22 protein-coding genes are annotated in these 25,034 nt (G+C 74.8%); 15 read left to right on the forward strand and 7 right to left on the reverse strand.

The window, feature by feature from the left end; genetic code table 11:
• Window positions 1-82: 82 nt before the first annotated feature.
• From egtD to IH09_RS00090, 5 genes are all read right to left on the reverse strand, one after another.
• Window positions 83-1,045, reverse strand: a complete 963-nt coding sequence (gene egtD / locus IH09_RS00070; protein WP_052853118.1) for an L-histidine N(alpha)-methyltransferase — start codon at window positions 1,043-1,045, stop codon at window positions 83-85.
• The gene (gene egtC / locus IH09_RS00075) at window positions 1,042-1,797 is read right to left on the reverse strand and encodes an ergothioneine biosynthesis protein EgtC (protein ID WP_052853119.1); all 756 of its coding nucleotides are present in this window, start codon (window positions 1,795-1,797) and stop codon (window positions 1,042-1,044) included. Before egtC ends, egtD begins: the two co-directional genes overlap by 4 nt.
• Window positions 1,798-1,873: 76 nt before the next feature.
• Window positions 1,874-3,193 (reverse strand): ergothioneine biosynthesis protein EgtB, encoded by a 1,320-nt coding sequence (gene egtB, locus IH09_RS00080; protein ID WP_052853120.1) that lies wholly within the window; start codon window positions 3,191-3,193, stop codon window positions 1,874-1,876.
• On the reverse strand, window positions 3,190-4,524 hold the full coding sequence (egtA, locus tag IH09_RS00085) for an ergothioneine biosynthesis glutamate--cysteine ligase EgtA (protein ID WP_052853121.1): 1,335 nt from the start codon (window positions 4,522-4,524) through the stop codon (window positions 3,190-3,192). The genes egtB and egtA overlap by 4 nt, the downstream gene beginning before the upstream one ends.
• A 292-nt stretch (window positions 4,525-4,816) precedes the next feature.
• Window positions 4,817-6,028: a pyridoxal phosphate-dependent aminotransferase gene (locus IH09_RS00090; protein WP_052853122.1), complete on the reverse strand. Its 1,212-nt coding sequence runs from the start codon at window positions 6,026-6,028 to the stop codon at window positions 4,817-4,819.
• 143 nt (window positions 6,029-6,171) lie between these two features.
• Between IH09_RS00090 and IH09_RS00095 the strand changes: the two genes are divergently transcribed.
• From IH09_RS00095 to IH09_RS00105, 3 genes are all read left to right on the forward strand, one after another.
• Window positions 6,172-6,816, forward strand: coding sequence for a winged helix-turn-helix transcriptional regulator (locus tag IH09_RS00095; protein ID WP_052853123.1), 645 nt, complete (start codon window positions 6,172-6,174; stop codon window positions 6,814-6,816).
• Window positions 6,817-7,022: 206 nt separating this feature from the next.
• On the forward strand, window positions 7,023-7,541 hold the full coding sequence (locus IH09_RS00100) for an SLATT domain-containing protein (protein WP_318279354.1): 519 nt from the start codon (window positions 7,023-7,025) through the stop codon (window positions 7,539-7,541).
• Window positions 7,542-7,698: 157 nt separating this feature from the next.
• On the forward strand, window positions 7,699-8,823 hold the full coding sequence (locus IH09_RS00105) for a glycosyl hydrolase family 18 protein (RefSeq protein WP_052853124.1): 1,125 nt from the start codon (window positions 7,699-7,701) through the stop codon (window positions 8,821-8,823).
• Here the strand turns inward: IH09_RS00105 and IH09_RS00110 are convergent.
• On the reverse strand, window positions 8,767-9,663 hold the full coding sequence (locus IH09_RS00110; RefSeq protein WP_052853125.1) for a helix-turn-helix transcriptional regulator: 897 nt from the start codon (window positions 9,661-9,663) through the stop codon (window positions 8,767-8,769). The genes IH09_RS00105 and IH09_RS00110 overlap by 57 nt on opposite strands.
• Before the next feature lie 171 nt (window positions 9,664-9,834).
• On the opposite strand from IH09_RS00110, the gene IH09_RS00115 reads away from it, so the two are divergent.
• Genes IH09_RS00115 through IH09_RS00125 form a run of 3 tightly spaced genes read left to right on the forward strand, consistent with a single transcriptional unit; the run spans window position 9,835 to window position 13,192 of the window.
• Entirely contained in the window at window positions 9,835-10,866 is a 1,032-nt protein-coding gene (locus IH09_RS00115) for a zinc-binding dehydrogenase (RefSeq protein ID WP_052853126.1), read from the forward strand.
• Window positions 10,863-12,044 carry an acyl-CoA dehydrogenase family protein gene (locus IH09_RS00120; RefSeq protein WP_052853127.1) on the forward strand — a complete coding sequence of 394 codons (1,182 nt, stop codon included), beginning with the start codon at window positions 10,863-10,865 and terminating at the stop codon, window positions 12,042-12,044. Before IH09_RS00115 ends, IH09_RS00120 begins: the two co-directional genes overlap by 4 nt.
• A complete protein-coding gene (locus IH09_RS00125) occupies window positions 12,041-13,192 on the forward strand; it encodes an acyl-CoA dehydrogenase family protein (protein WP_052853128.1) in 1,152 nt (383 codons plus the stop codon). Before IH09_RS00120 ends, IH09_RS00125 begins: the two co-directional genes overlap by 4 nt.
• An 88-nt stretch (window positions 13,193-13,280) precedes the next feature.
• Here IH09_RS00125 and IH09_RS00130 read toward each other — a convergent pair whose 3' ends face one another.
• The gene (locus IH09_RS00130; protein WP_052853129.1) at window positions 13,281-13,859 is read right to left on the reverse strand and encodes a hypothetical protein; all 579 of its coding nucleotides are present in this window, start codon (window positions 13,857-13,859) and stop codon (window positions 13,281-13,283) included.
• 210 nt (window positions 13,860-14,069) lie between these two features.
• On the opposite strand from IH09_RS00130, the gene IH09_RS00135 reads away from it, so the two are divergent.
• The 9 genes from IH09_RS00135 (at window position 14,070) to IH09_RS00175 (ending at window position 25,017) form a co-directional block, all read left to right on the forward strand.
• Window positions 14,070-15,434 carry a hypothetical protein gene (locus tag IH09_RS00135; RefSeq protein WP_052853130.1) on the forward strand — a complete coding sequence of 455 codons (1,365 nt, stop codon included), beginning with the start codon at window positions 14,070-14,072 and terminating at the stop codon, window positions 15,432-15,434.
• Between the two features lie 479 nt (window positions 15,435-15,913).
• Window positions 15,914-17,140: a S1 family peptidase gene (locus IH09_RS00140; RefSeq protein ID WP_052853131.1), complete on the forward strand. Its 1,227-nt coding sequence runs from the start codon at window positions 15,914-15,916 to the stop codon at window positions 17,138-17,140.
• Window positions 17,141-17,316: 176 nt separating this feature from the next.
• A complete protein-coding gene (locus tag IH09_RS00145) occupies window positions 17,317-18,918 on the forward strand; it encodes an ABC transporter substrate-binding protein (protein WP_052853132.1) in 1,602 nt (533 codons plus the stop codon).
• A gap of 29 nt (window positions 18,919-18,947) precedes the next feature.
• Window positions 18,948-19,913 (forward strand): ABC transporter permease, encoded by a 966-nt coding sequence (locus IH09_RS00150; protein ID WP_052853390.1) that lies wholly within the window; start codon window positions 18,948-18,950, stop codon window positions 19,911-19,913.
• Entirely contained in the window at window positions 19,906-20,817 is a 912-nt protein-coding gene (locus IH09_RS00155; RefSeq protein WP_052853133.1) for an ABC transporter permease, read from the forward strand. The genes IH09_RS00150 and IH09_RS00155 overlap by 8 nt, the downstream gene beginning before the upstream one ends.
• 98 nt (window positions 20,818-20,915) lie before the next feature.
• Window positions 20,916-21,944, forward strand: a complete 1,029-nt coding sequence (locus IH09_RS00160) for an ABC transporter ATP-binding protein (protein WP_110951993.1) — start codon at window positions 20,916-20,918, stop codon at window positions 21,942-21,944.
• Window positions 21,928-22,620 (forward strand): ATP-binding cassette domain-containing protein, encoded by a 693-nt coding sequence (locus tag IH09_RS00165; RefSeq protein ID WP_052853134.1) that lies wholly within the window; start codon window positions 21,928-21,930, stop codon window positions 22,618-22,620. The genes IH09_RS00160 and IH09_RS00165 overlap by 17 nt, the downstream gene beginning before the upstream one ends.
• Before the next feature lie 86 nt (window positions 22,621-22,706).
• Window positions 22,707-23,183: an acyl-CoA thioesterase gene (locus IH09_RS00170; RefSeq protein ID WP_240150961.1), complete on the forward strand. Its 477-nt coding sequence runs from the start codon at window positions 22,707-22,709 to the stop codon at window positions 23,181-23,183.
• A gap of 325 nt (window positions 23,184-23,508) precedes the next feature.
• Entirely contained in the window at window positions 23,509-25,017 is a 1,509-nt protein-coding gene (locus IH09_RS00175; protein WP_052853136.1) for an FGGY family carbohydrate kinase, read from the forward strand.
• The last annotated feature ends 17 nt before the right edge of the window (window positions 25,018-25,034 follow it).

Below are 25,034 nucleotides of genomic sequence, written 5' to 3' on the forward strand. Positions count from 1 at the left end.
GGACGCGGCACCCGGCCGCCGGACCTCAGGGGCCCACCGGCCGGGACCGGCCATACCAGGGGCCGTTATCGGCCGCCGCCCGTCAGTCGCGGAAGGCGAGCGACAGCGCGAAGCGGTCCTTGTCGTCCGTCCACCAGTGGGCCAACGTCAGCCCGGCTGCGGCGAGTTCGGCACGTACGCCGCTCTCGCGGAACTTGGCGGAGACCTCCGTCCGCAGCTCCTCGCCCGCCGCGAAGGTGACTGCCAGGTCCACGCCGGGGATCTTGACGGTCAGGTCCCTGCGGGCCCGCAGCCGCATCTCGATCCACTCGTTCCCGGCGTCCCAGAGCGCGATATGGGCGAAGTCCGCCGGATCGAAGTCGGCGCCCAGCTCCCGGTTGACGACGTGGAGGACGTTCTTGTCGAACGCGGCCGTCACGCCCCGCGCGTCGTCATAGGCGGCGACGAGCGTGGCCTCGTCCTTGACCAGATCGGTGCCGAGCAGCAGGGCGTCGCCCGGGGAGAGCAGATCGTGCACCGCGCGCAGGAAGACCGACCGCTCCCGGGGCAGCAGATTGCCGATGGTGCCGCCGAGGAAGGCGAGCAGCCGCGGACCGGGTACCGCGGGCAGCGGGATGCCCCGCTGGAAGTCGGCGACCAGCGCGTGCACGGTGAGACCGGGATACTCGGCGAGCAGCGCCTCGCCCGCGGCCGTCAGCGCGGACTCGCTGACGTCGACGGGCACGTAGGTGTGCAGCTCGGGCAGTGCGCCGATGAGGTGGCGGGTCTTGTCGGACGAGCCGGAGCCCAGCTCGATGAGGGTGCGCGCGCCGGTGGCCGCGGCGATCCGGGCGGCGCGGGCGCGCAGGATCTCCCGCTCGGCGCGGGTGGGGTAGTACTCGGGCAGCGTGGTGATCTCCTCGAACAGCTCGCTGCCGCGGGCGTCGTAGAACCACTTCGGCGGCAGCTGCTTGGGCGTACGGGTCAGCCCCTGGACGACGTCGGCGCGCAGTGCGGCCGTGGTGGCGTCGGCGGGGAGGGTGCGGGTGATGCTGAGGGGGCTCACGTGGCGGGCTCCTTGAGCGGGGTGAGCTGGACGTCGGTGCCGGTGGCGCGGAGCAGGGTGCCGTTGGGGACCTCGGTCCAGTGGGGGGAGTCGTCGTACGGCTCGGAGGCGATCACGGTGCCGCCGCCGGGCACGGACCGCCGGAAGAGGGTGTCGCCCCAGGTGGTGGCGGCGATGGAGGTGCCGTCGGTGAGCAGCAGGTTGAGCCGGGAGACCGGTGCCGCCGCCGCCACGGCCGTCACGGTGGCGGCCAGCGCCGCGCCGGGGTCGGCACCGCTCGCCATCCGGTGCTGGACGAGCGCCCACAGGAACGCCGCGTCGCAGCGGGCCTCCATCCGCAGCAGCTCCACCGGCGGCAGCTCGGCCGCCAGGCCGGCGAGCGAGCCGGGCCAGCCGCGCACCGCGCCGTTGTGGCTGAAGAGATACCGGCCGGCGGCGTACGGTGCGGCCGCCGCCTCGGCGTCCGCGCCCGCCTCGGTGGCATCGCGTACGGCGGCCAGCAGCGCGCCGGTGCGCACCACCCGCGCCAGGTCGGGCAGCGATTCATCGGCCCAGATCGGCCCGGCCCTGCGGTAGCGGGCCGGCACCGGGTCGCCCGGCGCGTACCAGCCGACGCCGAACCCGTCCGCGTTGACCGTGCCGTGCGCCTGGTGGCGCGGCGCCCAGGACTGCCGGTACAGGCCGTCCGGCGGGTCCAGCACCACCTCGCCGAACGGTATCGCCGGCCCGATGTATGCGATGTGGCGGCACATCAGCGCTCGGCCTCCTCGGGCGTGCTGCCGCGCTCCGGCCGGCGCCCCGCGGGCCGGTCCGGTCCGGCCGCGGGCCTCATACGCCCGCCGCCGGACCGGCGTCCCGGGCGGTGCGGAACCCGGCGAAGATCTGCCGCCGCACGGGCAGGTCCCAGTTGCGGAACGTGCCCCGGCAGGCGACCGGATCGACGGCGAACGACCCGCCGCGCAGCACCTTGTGCGCGGGGCCGAAGAAGACCTCCGAATACTCCCGGTAGGGAAACGCGGCGAAGCCCGGATAGGGCAGGAAGTCGCTCGCCGTCCACTCCCACACATCGCCGATCAACTGCCGTATGCCCAGCGGCGACTGGCCCTCCGGGTAGCTGCCGACCGGGGCGGGCCGCAGATGCCGCTGGCCGAGGTTGGCGTGCGCCGGGGTCGGGTCCGCGTCGCCCCACGGGTAGCGCCGCGCCCGCCGGGTGGCCGGATCGTGCCGGGCGGCCTTCTCCCACTCGGCCTCCGTCGGCAGCCGCCGCCCCGCCCAGCGCGCGTACGCGTCCGCCTCGTACCAGCTCACATGGAGCACCGGTTCGTCCGGCGGCACCGGCTCGGTCACCCCGAACCGGCGGCGCAGCCACCGGCCGCCCTCCTGCCGCCAGAACAGCGGCGCGCGCAGCCCGTGCTCCCGCACCTGCGCCCAGCCCGCCCCGGCCCACCAGCGGGGGTCGTCGTAGCCGCCGTCCTCGATGAAGCGCAGGTAGGCGCCGTTGCTGACCGGTGTGGTGTCCAGCAGGAAGGCGGGCAGCAACCGGCGGTGCGCGGGCCGCTCGTTGTCCAGCGCCCACGGCTCGGTGGAGGTGCCCATGGTGAACGGGCCGCCGGGAACCAGGACTTCGGCCGGCAGGATGCCGTCGGAGGTGACCGGCGGGTCGGGCGCGCCCAGCACGGCCGGACCGCGGCGCAGCTGATGGGTGATGAGCATGGTCTCGTCGTGCTGTTGCTCATGCTGCGCGATCATGCCGAAGGCGAAGCCGGCGTCCAGCAGCGGATCGCCGCGCAGCGGGGTGCGCGCCAGGATGTCCAGCACCCGGCCGCGGACCTCACCGGCGTAGCCGTGGGCCTCGGCGGGCCCCAGCAGCGGCAGCGACGGCCGCGCGGCGCGCGGATGCGCGAAGGCGTCGTAGACGGAGTCGAGGTCCGGGCGCAGCGCGTCGCGGCCGCCCACGGTGCGCAGCAGCCACTGCTCCTCCTGGTTGCCGATGTGCGCCAGGTCCCACACCAGCGGGGACATCAGCGGGGAGTGCTGCGCGAGGAGATCCCCTTCCTCGACGCAGGTGGTCAGCAGCCGGGTGCGGTCCCGGGCGGCGTGCAGCGCCACGGCCGCGCGCTCCCGGAGCGTCTCGGGATCGATGGTCACGGGCTGTCCTTCCCTGGGGTGAGGTCGCCGTCGGGTGCGGTGCCCGCGGCGTGCGGGTGGTGCGGAGTGCCGGGGTCGGCGTCCGTCCCGGACAGGGCGTCGAGGTGGTCGTCGGCGGGGCAGCGGCCGCGTGCCACATACCGCTCGGTGAACTCCGCGACGGCGGCCTGCACACCGGGGGAGCCGCCGAGCCGCGGCAGGGCCTCCTGCGCCGCCGCGAAGCAGGCCACGGCCGCGGCGTGCAGTTCGGGATCGGTCAGTGCGCCGCGGGCGGCCCGCCGCCACAGCGGATTGCGCGGCGCCGGCCGCGTACCCGCCGTCTCCGCGAGGGGTTTGACGATGCGGTAGGCCCGCTCGGCGGCCTCCTGATCGTCGAAGAGCGCGGCCGTCACGGCCAGCGGCACGATCCAGCCGCCGTCGCCCGCCTGCGCGTCGATCATGCGCAGTTCCAGATGGCCGCGCGGCCGGACCGGCGGGAAGAGCGTGGTGACGTGGTAGTCGAGATCCGCCCGGGTGGGGGGCCGGGGCACGCCCGTACGGACCCACTCGCGGAAGGTGAGGCCCTCGGGGGCGTCCCAGGGCCCGTCCTCGGCGCGGATGCACATCACCGGGGCGTCCAGGGCGTAGCGGACCCAGGCGCTGCGCGGGTCCGGGTCCTGGGGCGGGGCGAGCGTACGGGCCGGATCGAGCTGGGACCAGATGACCTGGCGGGTGGTGCGGTAGCCCGTCGGACAGCCCTCGCTGAACGGCGAGTTGGCGAACGCGGCGGCCAGCACCGCGCCCAGCAGATGGGCCAGCAGCCAGCGGCGGCCGTGCCCGAGCGGCCCCGGCTCCTCGTACCCGGCGTCCACGCACACCTGCACGGACGCGGTGGCGGCCATCATCTGCCGGCCGGCCCCGCCCCAGCGGTCGAAGTACGCCTCCATGGCGTCGTAGCGCGGCTCCGTCCGCACGCGGTGCGGGGGGTGCCACGGGTTGTGGCCGTGCCCGGCCAGGCTCAGCCCCCGGTCGAGCATGGCCGGGCGCACCAGTGCGAGGTCGGCCGCCATGGCGTCGATACAGGAGGTGAGGGAGGTGGCGGGCAGCGAGCTGAGCTCCAGCTGACCGCCGGGTTCGAAGGTGAGCAGTGAGTTGAGGGGGAGCGCGCGCAGTGCGGTGGCCGCGGCGTGCAGCCGGGCCGGTTCGACGGGGCTCCGGGGCTCGCGCGCGTCGTGGACCAGCCATTCGATCTCGACACCGAGGCGCCGCGGCGGGCCCGTCTTGAAACATATTCCGCGCAGGTGGGCTTCGAGCTCCGCTTCCGTCTCCGCCGGCAGTGCGGGCTGTTCCATCGGTTTCCTCTCCCCTCCCGGGTGGCGGCGGATGTGCCGCACTCCACCTAAGCGGCTGCGGAGGCCGTGCTCAAGGGGACCTGCGTGCGGTGGACGCGGCGGACGGGCGTCCTCCGGGGGAGCGGTCCGGTAAGGGGAGGGGACCGGCGGGCGGGGGACGCGGCGCCCGCGCGGCGCCGGGGCGGCCCTGGCGCCGCCGCCGGGCCCCGCGGACGGGCCGCGGGGTCAACGGGACGGCGCCGGGCGCGGCCTGCGTCCGTTCGGGTGGTGGGCCGCCGCGGCGGCCGTCACCTCATTGGCGGTAGCCCGCCAGGAAGCGGCCGATCCGGCTGATCGCCGCGTCCAGGTCGTCGGCGTGCGGGAGGGTGAGGATGCGGAAGTGGTCCGGGCGCGGCCAGTTGAAGCCGGTGCCCTGGACGACCTGGATCTTCTCCCGCAACAGCAGGTCCAGGACGAACTTCTCGTCGTCGTGGATCCGGTGCACGGCGGGGTCCAGCCGGGGGAACGCGTAGAGCGCGCCCTTCGGTTTGACGCAGGAGACGCCCGGGATCTCGTTGAGCCGCGCCCAGGCCCGGTCGCGCTGTTCGCGCAGCCGCCCGCCCGGTCGGACGAGGTCCTGGATGCTCTGCCGGCCGCCGAGCGCCGCCTGGATGGCGTACTGCGCGGGCGCGTTCGGGCACAGCCGCATGGAGGCCAGGGTGCCCAGGCCCTCCAGATAGTCGGCGGCGTGCTGCTTGGGGCCGGAGACGACCAGCCAGCCGGAGCGGAACCCGGCGACCCGGTAGGACTTGGACAGGCCGCTGAAGGTCAGGCACACCAGGTCCGGGGCGAGGACCGCGACGTGGTGGTGGACCTCGTCGTCGTACAGGATCCGGTCGTAGATCTCGTCGGCGAAGACCATCAGCTGGTGGCGGCGGGCGAGATCGAGCATGCCCTCCAGGAGTTCCCGCGGATAGACGGCGCCGGTGGGGTTGTTGGGGTTGATGATGACCATCGCCCGGGTCCGGTCGGTGATCTTCGAGGCGAGGTCGTCGAGATCCGGCAGCCAGTCCGCGGACTCGTCGCACATGTAGTGCACGGCCTTGCCGCCGGCGAGCGCGGTGACCGCGGTCCACAGCGGGAAGTCGGGGGCCGGGATGAGGACTTCGTCGCCGTCGTCGAGGAGTGCCTGGACCGCCATCGAGATGAGCTCGGATACGCCGTTGCCCAGGTAGACGTCGTCAACGCCGACGTCCGGCAGCCCGTTGTGCTGGTAGTGCTGCACCACCGCGCGGCGGGCGGACAGGATGCCGCGGGAATCGGTGTAGCCGTGGGCCCGGGAGAGATTGCGGATCACGTCCTGGAGGATCTCCTCGGGCGCCTCGAAGCCGAACACCGCCGGATTCCCGGTGTTCAGCCGCAGCACGCTGTGGCCCGCCTCCTCCAGTGCGTCCGCGTGCCGGATCACCGGCCCCCGGATCTCGTAGCAGACGTCGGCCATCTTGTTCGACTGCTTGAACTGCATGGGGCGGCCTCCCGGTCCTCGCCCACCGCGCGGCGCGGCGGCTTCCGTGTTCCTGGTTCTTCCGTGTTCGCTGATTCCCTCACCGTACTTGGTTTTCCCAAGTAGCGACTTGGAAAATCCAATCACATGTCTATGCTGGTGTCATGCCGCGCCGAAGCTATGACCAGTACTGCGCCGTCGCCCGAGCCCTGGACGCCGTCGGCGACCGCTGGACGCTCCTCATCGTCCGGGAGCTGCTGGGCGGGTCCCGGCGCTACACCGATCTGCACGCCGATCTCCCCGGCGTCAGCACCGACATGCTCGCCTCCCGCCTCAAGGACATGGAACGGGACGGTCTCGTCACCCGCCGCCGCCTCGCCCCGCCCGGCGCCGTCACCGTCTACGAACTGACCGCCCGCGGCCGCGCGCTGCGGCCCGCGCTCACCGCCCTCGCCGACTGGGGCGCCCCCGCCCTCGGAGAGCCGCGCCCCACCGACGCGGTGCGGGCCCACTGGTTCGCCGTGCCACTGATGGCCCGGCTCGCCCGGCACTTCACCGACGGCACCGCGGTGGTCGGCGTCGCCCTGGACGAGGGGGAGTTCCACGTCCTCCTCGGGCCGGACGCCGTCGGCACCGCGGACGGCCCCCGGTACGCCGACGGCCCGGCCGAGCGCCCGGACGTCCTCCTGCGGATGGACGCCGCGACCTGCGCCGCCGTCGCCGACGACCGCCTCCCGCTCGACCGGGGCATCGCCGCCGGCCGGATCGCGCTCACCCGGCCCGACGCGCCGGGCGCCGGCCCGGCCTGACACCGCGCCACCACCGCGCCGCGGGCGGCCCGTCGGCCACCGGGATCCGGTGCCGCATGGGAAAACGTCCGCCTTCCGCCGTGCAGGCCGACGCACCTGGGGGCTCGACGTACGACGGCACACCCCACGACGAGAGGGCGAGCGACTCACGGTGCGCTCTTGACAGTGACTTCACCGTCGGGCGAGATGGTGAGCGCGCAGGGGGCGTGACCGTCGAGTCGGGGGTGCACACGGTGGCAGAGGGCGGCGTTCCGGACTGCGTCGAGATACTGGAGCGCTGGAGCCGGGGCTTGCAGATGCTCCATGTGGCGCACAACATCGCCTCGGAGCGATTCGATCACTGGAACCGCGTCAGCGGCATCACCACGGCCATGCTGTCCGCCGTCGTCGGTACGACGCTCTTCGCCTCACTCTCGGCCTCCGGCCTCACCGGTGTCCGTGTGGTGGCCGGTGTTGCCAGCCTGCTGACGGCCGCGCTCAGTGCCGGGCAACTGGTCTGGAACTACCCCGAACTCGCCTCGCGCCACCGAGCCGCCGCGGTGCGCTACGCGGCCCTCCGCCGACAGGTGGAACTGCGGCTGGCGAACCGGGACCAGCTGACCGGGACGGACGTCGACGCCACGTCGTCCGCGTGGGAAGAGGTCGAGCAGTCGGCCCCACAGCTGCCGATCGGTGTCCGCCGCCATGCCAGGAGAGAGATCGCAGGCGTCCCGCCACGCCCCTGAGCACCGCACTTGGCGACACCGCACACCCCGTCAGGCGGCGCCCCCGGCACGGCATCCCCCGTGCGGCGGAGCACGGACACACGGGGGACGGCGCGGCGGCCGTCCGTTCGGCGGCACCCGCGGGGCGCCGGCGCCAACGGCGGGCGACGCTCGGGCAATGGACCTGGTATCAGCACCCCGGGCACGCACCGGACTCGCGCTCCTGCTCGCCGCGGTGACGCTCGCCGGACCCCTGACCCCGGCGGCCGCCGCCGCGCCGGGCACCGGCGGGCGGCACCGGGCCGTGGGCACCGCCGCGCCCGTCGCCCCGGCCGGGGCCGCCTCCGCCGCGCGGCGCACCGGCTCGGCCTGGCTGCCCTACTGGGGCGACACCGACGCCGCCTACCGCGACGCGGTGCGCCACGCCGGCCAGCTGCACACCGTCAGCCCCTTCTGGTACGAGGCGTCGGCCACCGAGGTCAAAGGCCAGGAGGGCGCCGGGCGGCGCGACATCATCGACGGGCTGCACCGGGCCGGCCTCGCGGTCGTGCCCACCGTCACCGAGACCCTCGACGCCGCCGCCATGGCCGAGCTGACCCACGACCCGCGCCGCCGCGCCGCACATCTCGACGCGCTGCTGGCGACGGTACGCAGCCGCCCGTACGACGGGATCGACCTGGACTACGAGACGATGGCCGCCACCGGCGACGAGGCGACCCGCGAACGCGTCCGGACCGGCTACGACACGCTCACCACGGAGCTCTGCGCCCGTCTGCACGCCGACGGCAGACAGTGCGTGGTCACCGTGCCGCCCCGGGCCCGTGGCACGGCCGCCGCGTTCGACTACCCGCACCTCGGCGAGGTCGCCGACACGGTGCGCATCATGGGCTACGACCTGCACTGGTCGGGCGGTCCGCCGGGCCCGCTGGCCGCCACGGGCTGGTACGAGGAGTTCCTGCGCTACGCCACCGCGACCGTCCCGCGGGAGAAGATCGAGGTGGCGTTCCCCGGCTACGGCTGGGACTGGGTCAAGGGATCCACCGCCAGGGCGACCCATGTGACATGGCGGGAGGCGGAGGCGCTGCGCGAGCGCGAGGGCGCCGAGCGCCTCTTCGACACCGCCTCCGGCACCCCGCACTTCGGCTACCGGCGCGACGGCGCCGACCACGAGGTCTGGTACCAGAACGCGCGCGGCGTCGCGGCCCATCTGCCGCTGCTGCGGAAGTACGGGGTGCGCGGCACCGGCCTATGGGCGCTCGGGTTCGAGGACCCGGACATGTGGGCCGTGCTCCGCGGCGAGTAGCCGCAGCGCCGCCTCGGACGGCGAACCGTCCGCCGCCGTGTACATCAGCAGGCCCTGCCCGGAACCGTCCGGCGTCTGCATCATCTCGAAGTCCAGCTCCAGATCCCCCACCAGCGGATGGTGGAAGTGCTTGGTGCCGTAGGTGCAGTTGCTGACGGCGTGCCGCGGCCACAGGCCGCCGAACTCGGTGCTCTTCATCGACAACTCGCCGATCAGCTCGGCGAGTTGCTGGTCGTCGGGATGCTGCCCCGCGGCCACCCGCAGCGCGGAGACGGCCCGGCGCAGCTCCTCGTCGCGGTCCGGGTACAGCTCGCGGGTGTGCGGGTCGAGGAAGAGCAGCCGCTGGGTGTTGGGGCGGTCCAGCGGCCGGCCGGGGCTCTCGAAGTCCAGATGCCCGGCGGTCAGGGCGTGCCCCAGGCGGTTCCAGGCGAGCACCTCGAAGCGCGGGCCGAGGGCGAGCGCCGGCACCCCGTCGAGGGCGGCGAGCAGCTGCCGCACACCGGGGCGGGCCTTGTCGGGGCGGACCACGGGGCGCCGGCGGGTGCGCGCGGGGCGGGCCAGTTCGCGCAGATGCGCCCGCTCGTCGGCGGTCAGCCGCAGTGCGCGGGCCAGCGCGTCCAGCACGCCCTCGGAGGCGTTGTGGCTCTGCCCCTGTTCGAGGCGGGTGTAGTACGCGACGCTCACGCCGGCCAGCTGGGCGAGCTCCTCGCGGCGCAGCCCCGGGACGCGGCGGCGCGCCCCGTAGGAGACCAGCCCGACGTCCTCCGGCTGCAACCGGGCGCGGCGGGTGCGGAGAAAGTTCCCCAGCTCGGCGGGTGTGTCGATGGCGGGTGAGTCCATACCGGCCAGTCTCGTGCATCGGACGGCCGGCCGCCTGACCCTGTCGGTAGCAGGGTCGCGGCGGCGTACCGGAGAGTGTTCCCTCAGCCATACCGACCGCTTAGTATGCCGGTGGCGAGGGGCCGCCGGGCCCCGCGCCGCCCGCGTATCCGAGGTCTGGGGAGGCACCAGGTGAAGGCATGGCGCGTACACGCGAACGGCGAACCGCGGGCGGTGATGCGGCTGGACGACGTGCCGGATCCCCAGGCGGGCCCCGGCCAGCTGCTGCTGCGGGTACGGGCCGCCGGCGTCAACTTCCCCGACGCGCTGCTCTGCCGCGGCCAGTACCAGGTGCGGCCGCCGCTGCCGTTCACCCCGGGCGTGGAGATCTGCGGCGAGGTACTGGCCGTGGGCGCGGGCGCGACCGGTGCGGTCGGGCAGCGCGTACTGGCCCAGCCGGCGCTGCCACAGGGCGGCTTCGCCGAACTCGTGGCCGTCGACGCGGCGACCGTACGCCCGGCCCCCGAGGCCCTGGACGACGCCGAGGCCGCGGCGCTGCACATCGGTTACCAGACGGGCTGGTTCGGACTGCACCGCAGGGCCCGGCTCCAGCCGGGGGAGACGCTGCTGGTGCACGCCGCGGCGGGCGGTGTCGGCAGCGCCGCCGTCCAGCTCGGCAAGGCGGCCGGCGCGCACGTCATCGGCGTGGCCGGCGGCGCGGAAAAAGCCCGCATCGCCCGGGAACTGGGCTGCGATGTCGTCCTCGACCGGCGCACCGACGACATCGTCGCCCGGGTCAAGGACGCCACCGGCGGGCGCGGCGCGGACGTCGTCTACGACCCGGTCGGCGGCGACGCCTACGCACAGTCCGCCAAATGCGTCGCCTTCGAGGGCCGTATCGTCGTCGTCGGCTTCGCCGGCGGCACCGTCCCCACTCCCGCCCTCAACCACGCACTGGTGAAGAACTACTCGATCCTGGGCCTGCACTGGGGCCTCTACCTCACCAAGGACCCGGCCGCGGTCGACGCCTGCCACGAGGAGCTGACCGAGCTCGCCGCGCGGGGCGCCGTCAAACCGCTCATCGGCGGCCGGGTCCCGCTGGCCGGCGCCGCCGAGGCCGTACAGCGCGTCGCCGACGGCCGGTCCACCGGCCGGCTCGCCGTCCTGCCGGGCGCCGCCCCCGGCACCCTGCCCGCCCTGCCCGATACGGAGGACGTGCGATGACCGACGCCGAGGACCTGCGCCGGCGCACCGCGGAACTGCTCGCCGCGCACCCGCCCGCCACCACCGCACCGCTGGACTTCCTGCGCGCCCGCTTCGACGCGGGACTCGCCTGGATCCACTACCCCGAGGGGCTCGGCGGGCTGGACGCGCCGCGCGCCCTGCAACCGGTCGTGGACGCCCTCCTGGCGGACGCCGGCGCCCCCGGCAACGACCCGGGCCGCAACGGCATCGGCCTCGGCATGGCCGCGCCCACCATCCTGCGCTACGGCACCGACGAGCAGAAGCGGCGCTTCCTGCGCCCCCTGTGGACCGGTGAGGAGGTGTGGTGCCAGCTCTTCAGCGAACCCGGCGCCGGCTCCGACCTCGCGGCCCTCGCCACCCGCGCGCGGCGCGTGGACGACGGCTGGGTGGTCGACGGCCAGAAGGTCTGGACGTCCGGCGCCCACCAGGCCCGGTGGGCGATCCTGCTCGCCCGCACCGACCCCGGCCTGCCCAAGCACCGCGGCATCAGCTACTTCGTCTGCGATATGACCGCCCCCGGGGTGGATGTCCGGCCGCTGCGCCAGATCACCGGCGAGGCCGAGTTCAACGAGGTCTTCCTGACCGGCGTCGCGATCCCCGACACGCACCGCCTCGGCGAGGTCGGCGAGGGCTGGCAGGTCGCGCGGACCACGCTGATGAACGAGCGGGTCGCCATCGGCGGCGCCCGCATCCCCCGCGAGGGCGGCATGATCGGCCTCGCCGCCGCCGACTGGCGCGCCCGCCCCGCACTGCGCACCCACGACCTGCACCAGCGGCTGCTGACGCTGTGGGTGGACGCCGAAGTGGCCCGGCTGACCGGCGAACGGCTGCGCCAGCAACTGGCCAAGGGGCAGCCGGGACCCGAGGGTTCGGGCATGAAGCTGGCCTTCGCCCGGCTCGCCCAGCAAATCAGCGGCTGGTCGGTGGAGTTCCTCGCCGAGGACGGGCTGACGTACGACGACTGGATGCTGCGCCGCCCCGAGAGCGTCGACTTCACCGGACGGCAGGCCGGCTACCGCTATCTGCGCGCCAAGGGGAACTCCATCGAGGGAGGCACCTCCGAAGTGCTGCTCAACATCGTCGCCGAACGCGTCCTGGGGCTGCCGCCCGAGCCGCGTACCGACAAGGACGTCGCGTGGAAGGACCTCCCCCGATGACCACCGACCCGACCGCCCCGGGGTCCGCCCCCGACCTCCTCTACTCCGAGGAGGAGGACGCGCTGCGCGCCGCCGTACGCGCCCTGCTCGCCGACCGCGCCGATCCGGCCACCGTGCTGGCCGGCCTGGAGTCGGAGACCCCGTACGACACCGGACTGTGGCGCGCGCTCGCCACCGATATCGGCGCCGCCGGTCTGCTGGTCCCCGAAGCGCTCGGCGGACAGGGCGCGAGCGCCCGCGAAGCCGCCGTCGTCCTGGAGGAACTGGGCCGCGCCGTCACCCCCGTGCCCTATCTGACCAGCGCGGTCCTGGCGGTGACCGCCCTGCTGGGCTGCGACCCGGCTGCTGGGGAGCCCGCCGGGCTGCTCGCCGCGCTCGCCGCGGGCCGGACCGTCGGCGTCCTCGCCGTGCCGCTGCCCACCGCGCCGGACGGCGCGGCCTTCGAGGGCGTGCGCGCCGCCGCGGACGGCACGCTGACCGGCCGGGTCACCTCGGTCGCGGACGCCGCGGCCGCCGGGCTGCTGCTCGTCCCGGCCCAGGGCCCCGGCGGACCCGCCCTCTACGCGGTCGAGGCCGCCTCGGACGGCGTACGCACCGACACCGTCACCCCCCTCGATCTCACCCGCCCCCTGGCCCATATCACCTTCGACGGTGCCCCCGGCCGCCTCCTGGCCACCGGGGACCGGGCCCGTACCGCCGTCGCGCACGCCCTGCTCACCGGCGCCGGACTGCTCGCCTCGGAGCAGCTCGGCGTCGCCGAATGGTGTCTGGCCGAGACCGTCCGCCACACCGCGCAGCGCACGCAGTTCGGCCGCCCGGTCGGCTCCTTCCAGGCGCTCAAACACCGCATGGCCGCCCTCTGGCTGGAGGTCGCCTCGGCCCGCGCCGCCGCCCGCGGCGCCGCGGGCGCGCTGGCGACCGGCGGTCCGGACGCGCCGGTGGCGGTGGCCGTGGCCCAGGCGTACTGCGCGCCGGTGGCGGTGCACGCCGCCGAGGAGTGCGTCCAGCTGCACGGCGGCATCGGCATGACCTGGGAACACCCGGCGCACCTCTTCCTCAAGCGGGCCAAGACCGACGAGATCGCCCTCGGCACACCGGGGCGGCACCGGGAGGCGCTGGCGGGACTCGTCGATCTGGCCGCGCCGTAGGGGAGGCGACTGCGTTGTAGGGGGGCGACCGTGTCGTACGGATAACGGGGGAGCGGGGGCGCCGGTTCCCGGGCGCCCCCGCCGCCCGTCAGCGGGTGAGGGCGAACTCCGGGCTGAAGTCGCCCAGCACGCCGTCGTCCGTGGCCACCTCCAGCGAGTACGCGGCGCCCGGCGAGACGCGGGGCAGGGTCACGAGCACCTCGCCGGCCGGACCCGAACCCGCCCGGGGCGCGACCTTCGCCAGCCGCTCCGGCTCCGCGCCACCGGTGTCCGTGTCCAGCCAGACGTCCACGCTCTTGCCGGTGCCGTTGCGCCAGGCCACGGTGATGCTGCCGGTCATCCGGAATCCGGCCGCGGCGTCCGCGGGCGACGGGGACGTCACCTCGATCCACCGCATCGGCTCGGCGTCCGCGGCACGGAAGGAACCCTGGGCGCGCGGTGCGGGGGCGGGCCGGTAGTCGGCGGGGGAGCGGCTCCCGGCGGCGGGCGCGGTGCCCGACGTCCGGGCTCCGGGACCGGCGTGGCCGGTGCGCGCGCCGACGGCGGTGACGCCCGTACCGCCCGGCGCGGAGCCGGAGTGGGACGGCACCAGCGCGAGTATCAGCAGCGAGGCACTGGCGGCGGTGGCGACGGTGGCGGCGACGGCTATGGGGGTGGCCCTGCGCATGGTGGCCTCGTTTCCTCGGTAAGGAGGGACGAGCCGGAACATCCCCGGTGACCTTGATCATCAAAAACGGCGCGCGGCGTGATCACTCGCATGGTCACCTCCTGCCCGGCGGCCCCCGCGCGCCGCCGAAGACCCCGCGGAAGAACCGGGTGGAGCGCCACGGGGAAACTTATTCCGTCGCGAATGGGTGGTTCGGGTAGCGTCTTAGCCATGAAGACCGCAACTCGTGCCCTGACCTGGCCGGTGCTGCTACTGGTCGCAGCCATTTTGGCGATGGTCACCGCACTGGCCCCCCAAGCCCATGCCGCCGGCGGACTTGACGAAGCCGCGGCCGCCCTCAAGAAGAGCCCGGTCTACGTCGACCCACGGGCCACCGGCACGTTCTCCACCGCGGAAGCGGACGCGCTGGCCAAGAAGATCAAGGACTCCGGTAAGCCGGTCTTCGTCGCCGTGCTGCCGCAGGCCGCCGAGTACCCGCCCGCGTCACTGCTGGCCAACCTGCGCACCAAGGTCGGCATCAGCGGCGTCTACGCCGTCGAGCTGGGTGACGGCTTCAACGCCGGCGCCGACCCCCGGGTGATGTCGCGGAACTCGGTCCACAACCTCGTCGGCGCGGTCAAGGGCTCCCAGTACAAGACCGTCGGCGAACGCCTGAACAGCTTTGTCGACACGGCCGGCGCGCAGGCGTCCGGCCACGCCCCCGCCGGCTGGGACGGCGGCGGCAGCGGCAGCGGCGGCACCGGCGCGGCCATCGGTATCGGCGCGCTGGTCGTCGTCGGTGGCGGCGGCGCGTACGCCCTCGCCCGCCGCAACCGCAAGAAGAAGGAAGAGCAGGAGCGCGCCGCGCTGGAAGACCTGCGGGTCGTCGTGGACGAGGACATCACCGCCTTCGGTGAGGAGCTGGACCGGCTCGACTTCACCCCCGGCGAGCGCGGCGCCGACGACGCGATGCGCGCGGACTACAGCCACGCGCTGGACGCGTACGAGAGCGCCAAGTCGGCGATGGCGGCGGCCCGGCGCCCCGACGACGTCCAGGCCGTGACCAAGGCGCTGGAGGACGGCCGGTTCTCGCTCGCCACGCTCGCCGCGCGACGCGAGGGCAAACCGCTGCCCGAGCGCCGGGTGCCCTGCTTCTTCGACCCCCGGCACGGCCCGTCGATCGTGGACGTCCAGTGGGCGCCCGACGGCGGCGCGGCGCGCACCGTACCGGTCTGCGCGGCGGACAAGACCCGGCTGGACGAGGGCCTGGAGCCGATGACCCGTACGGTCCGGACCGAGCACGGTGACCGCCCCTACTGGGACGCGGGCCCGTCCTACGGCCCCTGGGCCGGCGGCTACTTCGGCGGCAGCATGCTGCCCGGCCTCCTGATGGGCACCATGCTCGGCAGCATGATGATGTCGTCCCCCGCCCACGCCGCCGGCTTCGGCGGCCCCGGTGGCGTCGAGGGCGGGGAGTTCTCCGGCTCCGACTTCAACCCCGGTGACTTCTCCGGCGGCTTCGGCGGCGGCGGTTTCGGGGGTGACGGCGGCGGCTTCGGCGGCGGCGACGGGGGGTTCGGCGGCGGCGACTTCTGACCGGACCGGTCAGCGGCGCCACCCCGCGGGGGAGGCCCGGCGCATCCGGCGGATGCCACACGGCGCCGCCGGGCCCGCACCCCGTCCCGCCCTCCCATCGGCCCGGCCCGCATCGCGGCGCCGGGCCGACGCATGTGCGGCGGCGGACTCCGGCGTTCTTTCGCGTCCTCCTGAGGTCTCGCCTTCCGGGCGCGGCGCCCCGTCCCTGTCGTCCGTGGGCATCGCCCCGTCCTCACCCGGCTGACGGACATTCAGGTGCCGCGTGCCCGGATGGCGGCGCCCGAGCAGGGGACGTCGCCGGGTGCCACGGGGCGGCGGTGGTATGGGTACGGGCCGTGCGGGCCGGGGGCGAGGCGGCCACGGCCGGACGTCGGCGGGCCGGGAGACGCGGGGTCGCGCTCCTGCCGTCCGCCGCGCGGTCAAGGAGGCTCAGCACGTCGGACCCGACGTGCACTCGACACCGCGAGGAGACTTCCCCGATGCAACGCCGCTTTCGCAAGGCCGCTCTCCGGGGCGTGAGCATGGCCGCCGTCCTGGCGGCCATCGGTACGTTCGGTCCGGCGCAGGCCGCACCGCAGCCCGGTCCGGCGCCCCGGTCCGCGCCGCGCGGCATGCTCGCCGCGCTCCACCGGGACCTCGGGCTGACGCCGGACCGGGCCCGCGCCCGGCTCGCGCAGGAGGCCGCGGCGCAGCGTGCCGCCGGTACGCTGCGCCGGGTGCTCGGCGCGCCGCCCGCCGGGATGTGGTTCGACAAGACGGCCGGCAAGCTCGTCGTCGCGGTCACCGGCGCCCGCGACGCGCGGCGCGTACGGGCCGCGGGGGCGGTGGCCAGGACGGTCCCGCACAGCCGCGCCGAACTCACCGGGCTGGCGCGGCGGATCGGGAGCCGGGCCGGCGACGGAGTACCGGGCGTCACCGGCTGGGGCGTGGACGAGCGGGCCAACGGCGTCGTCGTCCGGACCACCCGCACCGGCCGCACCGCCGGGACCGACGCCTTCGAACGCGCCGCGCGGGAACTCGGCGCGCGCTCGGACATCCCCGTACGGGTCGAGCGCGGCGACCAGGCACCGCGTCAGGAGGGCGGGAGGGTCGTCGGCGGTGAGCGGTGGGAGCTCGGCGAGGACGGCAGCTGCTCCATCGGCTTCGCGGTGACCGGCGCGGCCGGCTTCCGGGGCTTCCTGACCGCGGGCCACTGCACCCAGCAGCCCGATCAGCCCGCGTACGGCAGGGACGGCAGCCGCCTGGGGACCTCCAACGAGGGCGGGCGGCACAGCGTCAACGGACACGACGGCGACTTCGGGCTGGTCACCGTGGACCGGCCGGAGTGGAGTCTGAGCTCGGACGTGGCGGGCCAGGACGGGGCGCCGGTCGCCGTCACCGGTGTGCAGGAGGGCGTCGCGGGCACCTCCGTCTGTCACTCCGGGGACACCAGCGGCTGGCACTGCGGCGAGATCACGCTGACCGACCAGACCGTGGACTACGGCAATGTCGTCGTCGACGGGCTGTCGTACACCAACGCCTGCTCGGCGCCCGGGGATTCGGGCGGCTCGTACGTGTCCCAGTCCGGCGCGCCGAAGGCGGTCGGGCTGCACTCCGGCGGCGGCCTCGCCACCTGCGCCGACGGCGGCGCCACCATCACCGTCTTCCAGCCGGTCGCGAGGGCGCTGGACCGGTGGCGGCTGCGGCTGAAGACGGGCGCGTCCTGACCGGGGCCCGGGGAAGCGGGAGAGGCCGGAGAGACCGGGACGCCCTGCCGTGCCGTGGGGCGCTCCGGGCCGGTCGCTGACATGGGCGATATGCCCCCGAACCATGGCCACTCCTTTACGTGCTGTTTAATTGCGAGGTATTCGCAATAACAGTCGATCTTCATCAGAGGTGTGGGATGACAGCCCGGTCCGTACGGGGAGTGGCGGCCGCCGCGATGGCGGGCGCACTGGCGCTCGCGATGGCGGCCTGTTCGACGCCGGACGGCGGCCGCGGCGGTGGCGCCGCGGGGAGCAAGGACTCCGCCGTCGTCGGTATCGCCTACGAACCGGAGACGCTCAGCCCGCTGCTCGGCTACGGCAAGGACGGCAACTCCAAGATCTTCGACGGGCTGCTCACCCACGACGCCGCGATGAAGCTCAAGCCGGCCCTGGCCGCCGCGCTGCCCACGGTCTCCGAGGACGGCAAGACCTACACCTTCCCGCTGCGCAAGGGCGTGAAGTTCAGCGACGGCAAGCCCTTCACCGCCGACGACGTCGTCTTCACCTACGAAACGATCCTCGACGAGAAGACCAACAACGCCTCCAAGGCCGAGCTGGACGCCGTCGAGAAGGTGGCGAAGAAGGACGACCACACCGTCGTCTTCCGGCTGAAGTACCCCTACGCGCCGTTCGCCGAGCGCACCGTGCTGCCCATCGCCCCGCGGCACATCGCGGGCGGACAGGACGTCAACAACGGCTCCTTCACGACCAAGCCGGTCGGCACCGGGCCGTACATCCTCACCAACTGGTCCAAGGGCGAGAAGCTCACCTTCAAGGCCAACCCCAACTACTGGGGCGGCGCGCCGAAGGTCAAGAACTTCACCATGGCGATCATCAAGGACGACGACATCCGGGCCACCCGCCTGCGCTCGGGCGACCTCGACGGCGCCATCCTGCCGCCCAACCTGGCCGCCACCTTCGCGTCGGGCCAGGGCAAGCAGACGCTGACCGCCAAGACCTTCGACTACCGCAACGTCACCCTGCCCAGTGCCAACCCGGTCACCGGTGACAAGGCCGTGCGGCAGGCGCTGGACGTCGCCGTGGACCGTGAGGCCATGGTCAAGGGCATCCTCAACGGCGCGGGCAAGCCCGCCTACGGCCCGGTGCCCACCGACAGCCCGTGGTTCGCCAAGGGCACCGAGCGTCCGCACGACCTGAAGAAGGCGGAGCAGATCCTCGACGCCGCCGGCTGGCGCAAGGGCGACGACGGCGTCCGGGTCAAGGACGGGCAGCGCGCTTCCTTCACCCTCTGGTACCTCTCCGGTGACAAGCTGCGCCAGGAGCACGCGCTCGCCTTCGCCTCCGACGTCAAGAAGGCCGGCATCGAGGCCAAGGTCGAGTCCGGCACCTGGGAGGCCATCGAGCCGAACATGAAGAAGGACGCGGTGCTGGCCGGCGGCGGCAGCCCGGCCGACCCCGACTTCGACCAGTACCTGCTGCTGCACTCCTCGCTGGCCGGCGACGGCTTCAACAACATGTCGCGCTACGCGAACAAGACCGTCGACGAGCAGCTCGTCGAGGCCCGCCGCACCGACGACCCCGCCGCCCGCAAGGCCGCCTACGACACGGTCCAGAAGCAGCTCGTCGACGACCCCGCCTACACCTTCCTCACCCACATCGACCACCTCTATGTGATCGGTGACCGGTGGAAGAACCTCACCACCCAGGTCGAGCCGCACGACCACGGCCTGGCCTCCGGCCCCTGGTGGAACGTAGAGGACTGGCAGCCGGCCACGTGAGCGCCCTGACCTCGCTGCCCTGGGGTCCGATGGCACGCATGACGGGACGGCGGGTGCTGCTCGCCGTCCCGGTACTGCTCGCCGTCACGCTCGGGGTGTTCGCCATCGCCGCCGCCTCGCCCTTCGACCCGGTCCGGGCGTACGCGGGCACCGCCGGGCTCACCGCCTCGCAGGAGAACCTCGACCAGCTCCGGCACAACCTCGGCGTCGACCAGCCGCTGCTCGCCCGCTGGTGGCACTGGCTGACCGGCGCGCTCACCGGCGACCTCGGCGACTCCGCGACACTGCGCGCACCGGTCTCGCAGGTGATCGGCGAACGCATCGGCTGGTCCGCGCTGCTGTGCGCCCTCGCCTTCGTCATCGCCATCGCCGTCGGCACGCTGCTCGGCGTGCTGGCCGCCCGGCGGCGCGGCGGTCTGCTGGACCGCGCCGTCACCTCCGTCGCCTACGCGCTGGAGGCCGCCCCGCCGTTCTGGCTCGGCCTGCTCGCCGTCTGGCTGTTCGCGCTCAAGCTCGGGGTGCTGCCGGCCGGCGGGCTCACCGACACCGGCAGCGAGGTCGCCACGGCGGGGCAGATCGCCCGCCATGTCGTGCTGCCCGCCCTGGTGCTCGCCGTCTCCCAGCTCCCGTGGTTCGTGCTGTACGTCCGCCAGGGCGTCGGCGACGCGCTGGCGGAGGACCCCGTGCGCGGCGCCCGCGCGCGCGGACTGCGCGAGCGGACCGTACTGCTCCAGCACGCGCTGCGCTCCGGACTGCTGCCGGTGCTGACCCTGATCGGCTCGCGGGTGCCGGAGCTGATCACCGGCGCGCTGCTGGTGGAGACCGTCTTCAGCTGGCCGGGTATCGCCGCCGCCACGGTCGAGGCGGCGACCAGTGTGGACTTCCCGCTGCTGGCCGCGCTGACGGTGCTCGCCACCGCCGCGGTCCTCGCCGGGAACCTGCTCTCCGATCTGCTGTACGGACTCGCCGACCCGAGGGTGGCCTTCGATGGCTGACACCGACACCACCACTTCCGGCACGGGCCCGGCCACGTCCGGTACCGCCACGTCCGGCGGGCGGGCCGCGGACGGCCGCGGCAGACGCGCCGTACGGGTGGGGGTCTCGGCCGCCCTGACGGCCGCCGTCGTCCTCGCCGTCCTGGTCGTCCCCCTGCTGTTCCCGCTGGACCGACAGGCCGTGGACCTGGCCGCCAAGCTTCAGCCGCCGTCCCTCACCCACCCCTTCGGCACCGATGAGGTCGGCCGCGATCTGCTGCTGCGCTGTGTCTACGGACTGCGCGTCTCGCTGCTGGTCGGCGTCGTCGCGGCGCTGGCCGCCACCGTCATCGGCACCGCGGTCGGCGCGCTGGCCGGCGCGCTCGGTGGCTGGGCCGACCGCGCGGTGATGCGGGTGGTGGACCTCTTCTCGTCCGTGCCGCATCTGCTGCTCGGCATCTTCATCGTGGCGATGTTCCGGCCCGGTGTCTGGCCGGTGATCATCTCGGTCGCGCTGACGCACTGGCTGTCGACCGCGCGGATCGTACGGGCCGAGGTGCTCTCGCTGCGCTCACGCCCGTACATCGACGCCGCGGTCTCCGGCGGCGCCTCGCGCTGGCGGGTGACGGTCCGCCATCTACTGCCCGGTGTGCTGCCGCAGGCCGGACTCGCCGCGGTGCTGATGGTGCCGCACGCCATCTGGCACGAGTCCGCGCTGTCCTTCCTGGGCCTGGGGCTGCCCGCCCACGAGGCGAGCCTGGGCATCATGGTCAACGCCGCGCGCGGCTCGCTGCTGGCCGGCGACTGGTGGCCGACGCTCTTCCCCGGCGTGTTCATCATCGTCCCCACCCTCGCCATCGCGGGCCTGGCCGGCGCCTGGCGCGAACGGATCAACCCACGCCGCCGATCGGAGCTGATGCTGTGAACGCGCCCGCAGACACCGGGAGCCCGGCCGCTGCCGCGCCGCCGTCCGGCTCCCCGGCCCCCGTGCTGTCCGTCCGCGGGCTGTCGGTCCGCTTCGTGATGCGCGGCGGCCGGCGGATCGCCGCCGTCAGCGACGCGGCCTTCGACCTCGCGCCCGGCGAATGCCTGGCCCTGGTCGGCGAGAGCGGCTGCGGCAAGTCCGTGCTCGCCGCCGCACTGCTCGGGCTGCTGCCGGGCAACGCCCGGACGGCGGGCTCGGCCCGGCTGAACGCCGCCGGCGGCACGGCGGGGCCGGACGCGGGGGACGGGGGCACGATCGAACTGCTCACCGCCTCCGAGCAGGAGCTCGCCCGCACCGTCCGCGGCCGCCGGATAGGGCTCGTACCGCAGAGCCCCGCCGCGCATCTGACCCCGGTGCGCACGGTGCGGGCCCAGCTGGAGGAGACCGTACGGGAGCTGACGGGGGTCCGGCGGTCCGGGGCGCGTGCGGACGCGGAGCGGGCGGCCGACCGGGCGGCCTTCCCGCTCGATCACCTCGACCGCTATCCGCACCAGCTCTCCGGCGGCCTCGCGCAGCGCGCCGCCACCGCGCTCGCGCTCGTCGGGGACGCCCCGCTGCTGCTCGCCGACGAGCCCACCACCGGACTGGACCGCGATCTGGTGGAGCGCACCGTCGACGAACTGCGCCGGCACACCGACGACGGCCGCGCGCTGCTGATGATCACCCACGATCTGGCGGCGGCCGAGCGGATCGCCGACCGGGTCGCCGTCATGTACGCGGGCCGGATCGTCGAACTCGCCGACGCCCCCGCCTTCTTCGGCACCCCGGGCCCCCGCCATCCCTACGCCCGCGGTCTGCTCGACGCCCTCCCGGAGCGGGCCTTCCGGCCCATCCCCGGTATGCCGCCGGAGCTGGGCGCCCTCCCGGACGGCTGCGCCTTCGCCGCCCGCTGCGACCGCGCCACCGCCGCCTGCGAGGCGCTGCCCGTACCGGCCGACGGCGTCGCCTGCCACCACCCGGTGGGGGCACCGCCCGCGGCACCCGGCGGACCCACCCCCGCCGAAGCCACCGAGCCCACCGGGGCCCAGCGGTCCGAGGAGGACGGCCGTCGTGCTCGAACTGCGTGACATCACCGCCGGCTACGAGCCGCGGACGCCCGTCGTCCGCGGCGTCTCGCTGACCGTCGCCGCAGGGGAGGCGGTCGGCCTGCTGGGGCCCAGCGGCTGCGGCAAGTCGACACTGGCGCGGGTCGCCGCGCTGCTGCACCGGCCGGACGGCGGGACGGTGACGCTGGACGGCGAGACCGTGACCGGCTGGCGGCACCGGGCACCGCGCCGCCAGCGCACCGCCTACGGCGTGCTCTTCCAGCAGCCCCGGCTCTCCGCCGACCCGCGGCTGCGGCTCGGCGAGCTGATCGCCGAACCGCTGCGCGCGGGCGGCCGGCGCGCCGAAATAGCGGACCGGGTAGGGGAGTTGGCGCCGGTCGTCGGGCTCACCGACGAGCTGCTGCGGCGCCGTCCGCACGAGGTGAGCGACGGCCAGTTGCAGCGCGCCTGCCTGGCCCGCGCACTGGTGCTGCGGCCGCGCTGGCTGATCTGTGACGAGATGACCGCGATGCTCGACGCGTCCACCACCGCCGCGCTGGTGGCGGTCGTGGAGTCCTACCGCCGCGAGAGCGGCGCCGGTCTGCTCGCGGTGGGCCACGACCGTACGCTGCTGGCCCGCTGGTGCGACCGCACGGTGCGCTGGGCGGACCTCACCGGGGCACCCGCCGCTCGCGCCGAGGCCCCCGCGGACCGCTGATCACCCGCGCCTACGATATGAGGCCAGTGGCCAGGGAGGTCCGGTCCGCCGGGCGGGCCGGTGCCTCGTGAGAGCGGGGAGCAGGCATGACGGAAATGGAACGGACGGCGGGCGCGGCAGCAGGAGCGGACGGGGCGGCGCCGTTCGCCCTGGGGATCACCGTCCGCGGCTACGAGACGGACAGCCAGGGCCATCTCAACCAGAGTGTGTACCTCCAGTACGCCGAGCACGCGCGCTGGTCGCTGCTCCAGGCGAGCGGCATCAGCCAGCGCACCATGGTGGACCGGCGGGTCGGCCCGGTGACGATCGAGACGACCATCCGCTACCGGCGGGAGCTGCGGGCCGGCGACGAGACCGAGGTGAGCTGCGCCTTCGTCTGGGGCACGGGCAGGACCTTCCGGATCGAGCAGACCGTCCGCACGGCGGACGGCACGGTGGCCGCCGAAGTGAGCGCCGTCTGCGGGCTGCTGGACCTCGACACGCGCAAACTGCTCGCCGATCCGCGGGCGTGCCTGCACGAGCTGGCGACCCGGCCGGGGCTGCTGGGCATCGACCCCGGCTGAGGTCATGGGCCCGCCCCGGCGGCGGGCGGCGCCGTCCGCACCCCGCCGTCGCCCGCACCCGCCGCGGGCGAGGCGCGGGACGGCAGCGGCCGCCGGTGACGGCCGGGGCGGACGGGACCGGCGCCCGCCCGGCGCATTCCGCCGTGCGGGGCCGTGACGCAACCCGGCGGGCCGGTGGCCGGGTGCGAAGATTCCGGCGGACGGCAGGCGGGCGGCCGGCGGCGGGGCCGTGCGCCCGGTGCGGCCGTCCGCACCGGTCCGCTCCGGCGGCGCGGCCCGCGCCGCCGCCCCGCACCGACCCACCGCACCCCCGACGGAGGCACCCGTGTCCGACCCCCGCGTCCCCGACCCCGACGGCGTCTGGCTCGGCCTCGACCTCGGCGCCGGGCACGCCCGCTGCGCCGCCGTCGACGGCACCGGCCGGCTCCTCGCCACCGCCGTCCGGCCGCTGACCGGCCGCCGCACGGGCAAGCGCCATGAACAGGACCCCGAGCAGTGGTGGACCGCGCTGTCCGCCGCCTGCCGGGAGGCCCTGGCCGGGCTCGACCCGCGGCGCATCCGGGGCCTGGCCCTCGCCGCCACGTCCGGGACGATCCTCCTCGCCGACGCCGACGGCACCCCGCTCACCCCGGGCCTGATGTACGACGACGGGCGCGCCGCCGAGCAGGCCGCGGCCGTCGACGAAGCCGGGGGAGCCCTCTGGCGGCAGCTGGGCTACGGCACCATGCCGGCCACCTGGGCACTGCCCCGGCTCCGCTGGCTCCTCGACCAGCCCCCCGGCCGGGAGGCGGTGGCCGCCAAGGGGGTCCGGCTGCTGCACCAGGCCGACCTGATCACCTGGCGGCTGGCCGGACACCAGGTCGCGAGCGACTCCAGCCACGCCCTCAAGACCGGCTACCACCTGATCGAGGAGCGCTGGCCGGACGAGGTGCTGGACCGGCTCGACGTGCCCGAGGACCTGCTGCCCGACGTCGTCCGCCCCGGCACCGTGCTCGGCACCGTGTGCGCCGCGGCGGCCGGGGCCACCGGCATCCCCGAGGGCACCGCCCTCATCGCGGGGATGACCGACGGCTGCGCCGCCCAGATCGGCGCAGGAGCCCTCGCACCGGGCGCCTGGCACCTCCTCCTCGGCACCACCTTCGCCGTCAAGGGCAGCAGCCCGCACCTCGTCCGCGACCCGGCCGGCGTCGTCCACTGCCACCGGGCACCGGGCGGGAACTGGCTGCCGGGTGGCGCCTCCGGCAGCGGCGCGGGCGTCATCTCCCCGTACTTCCACGGTGCGAACCTCGACGCCCTCACCGAGCGGGCCGCCGCCCTGGACCCGGACGCGATCGTCTACCCGCTGGTCTCCACCGACGGTGAGAGCTTCCCGTTCCGCGCCCCGGACGCCGAACCCTTCCTGCTCGGCGAAGTCCCGCACCGCGCCGCCGAGTTCCACGCCTATCTGCTCGGCGCCGTCTGCCTCGAACGGCTCTCCTTCGACTACCTCGATCTCCTCGGCGCCCCGGTCGACGGCCCCCTCACCGCCACCGGCGAGGGCACCCGCAACCCGTACTGGTGCCGGCTGCGCGCCGATGTCCTGGGGCGCTCCGTCCACCTGCCGGAACGGTCCGGGAGCGCCCTCGGGATGGCGGTCCTCGCCGCCACCTCCGCCGGCACCGGGCTCGACGAGGCGGCTGCCGCCATGGTCCGCCCCGGCGAGGAGATCCGGCCGCGGGCGGCCCGCACCGCCCGCTACCTTCCCGCCTACCTCCGCTTCATCGATGAACTCACCCGCCGCGGCTGGCTCGCCGAGGCCGTCGCCGACCACGCACGCGAGCGCGCGGGCCGGTGACGGGCCCGGGTCCGGCC

This window comes from Streptomyces celluloflavus, assembly GCA_000720995.1.
In the GTDB taxonomy this organism is placed as follows: Bacteria; Actinomycetota; Actinomycetes; order Streptomycetales; family Streptomycetaceae; genus Streptomyces; species Streptomyces celluloflavus.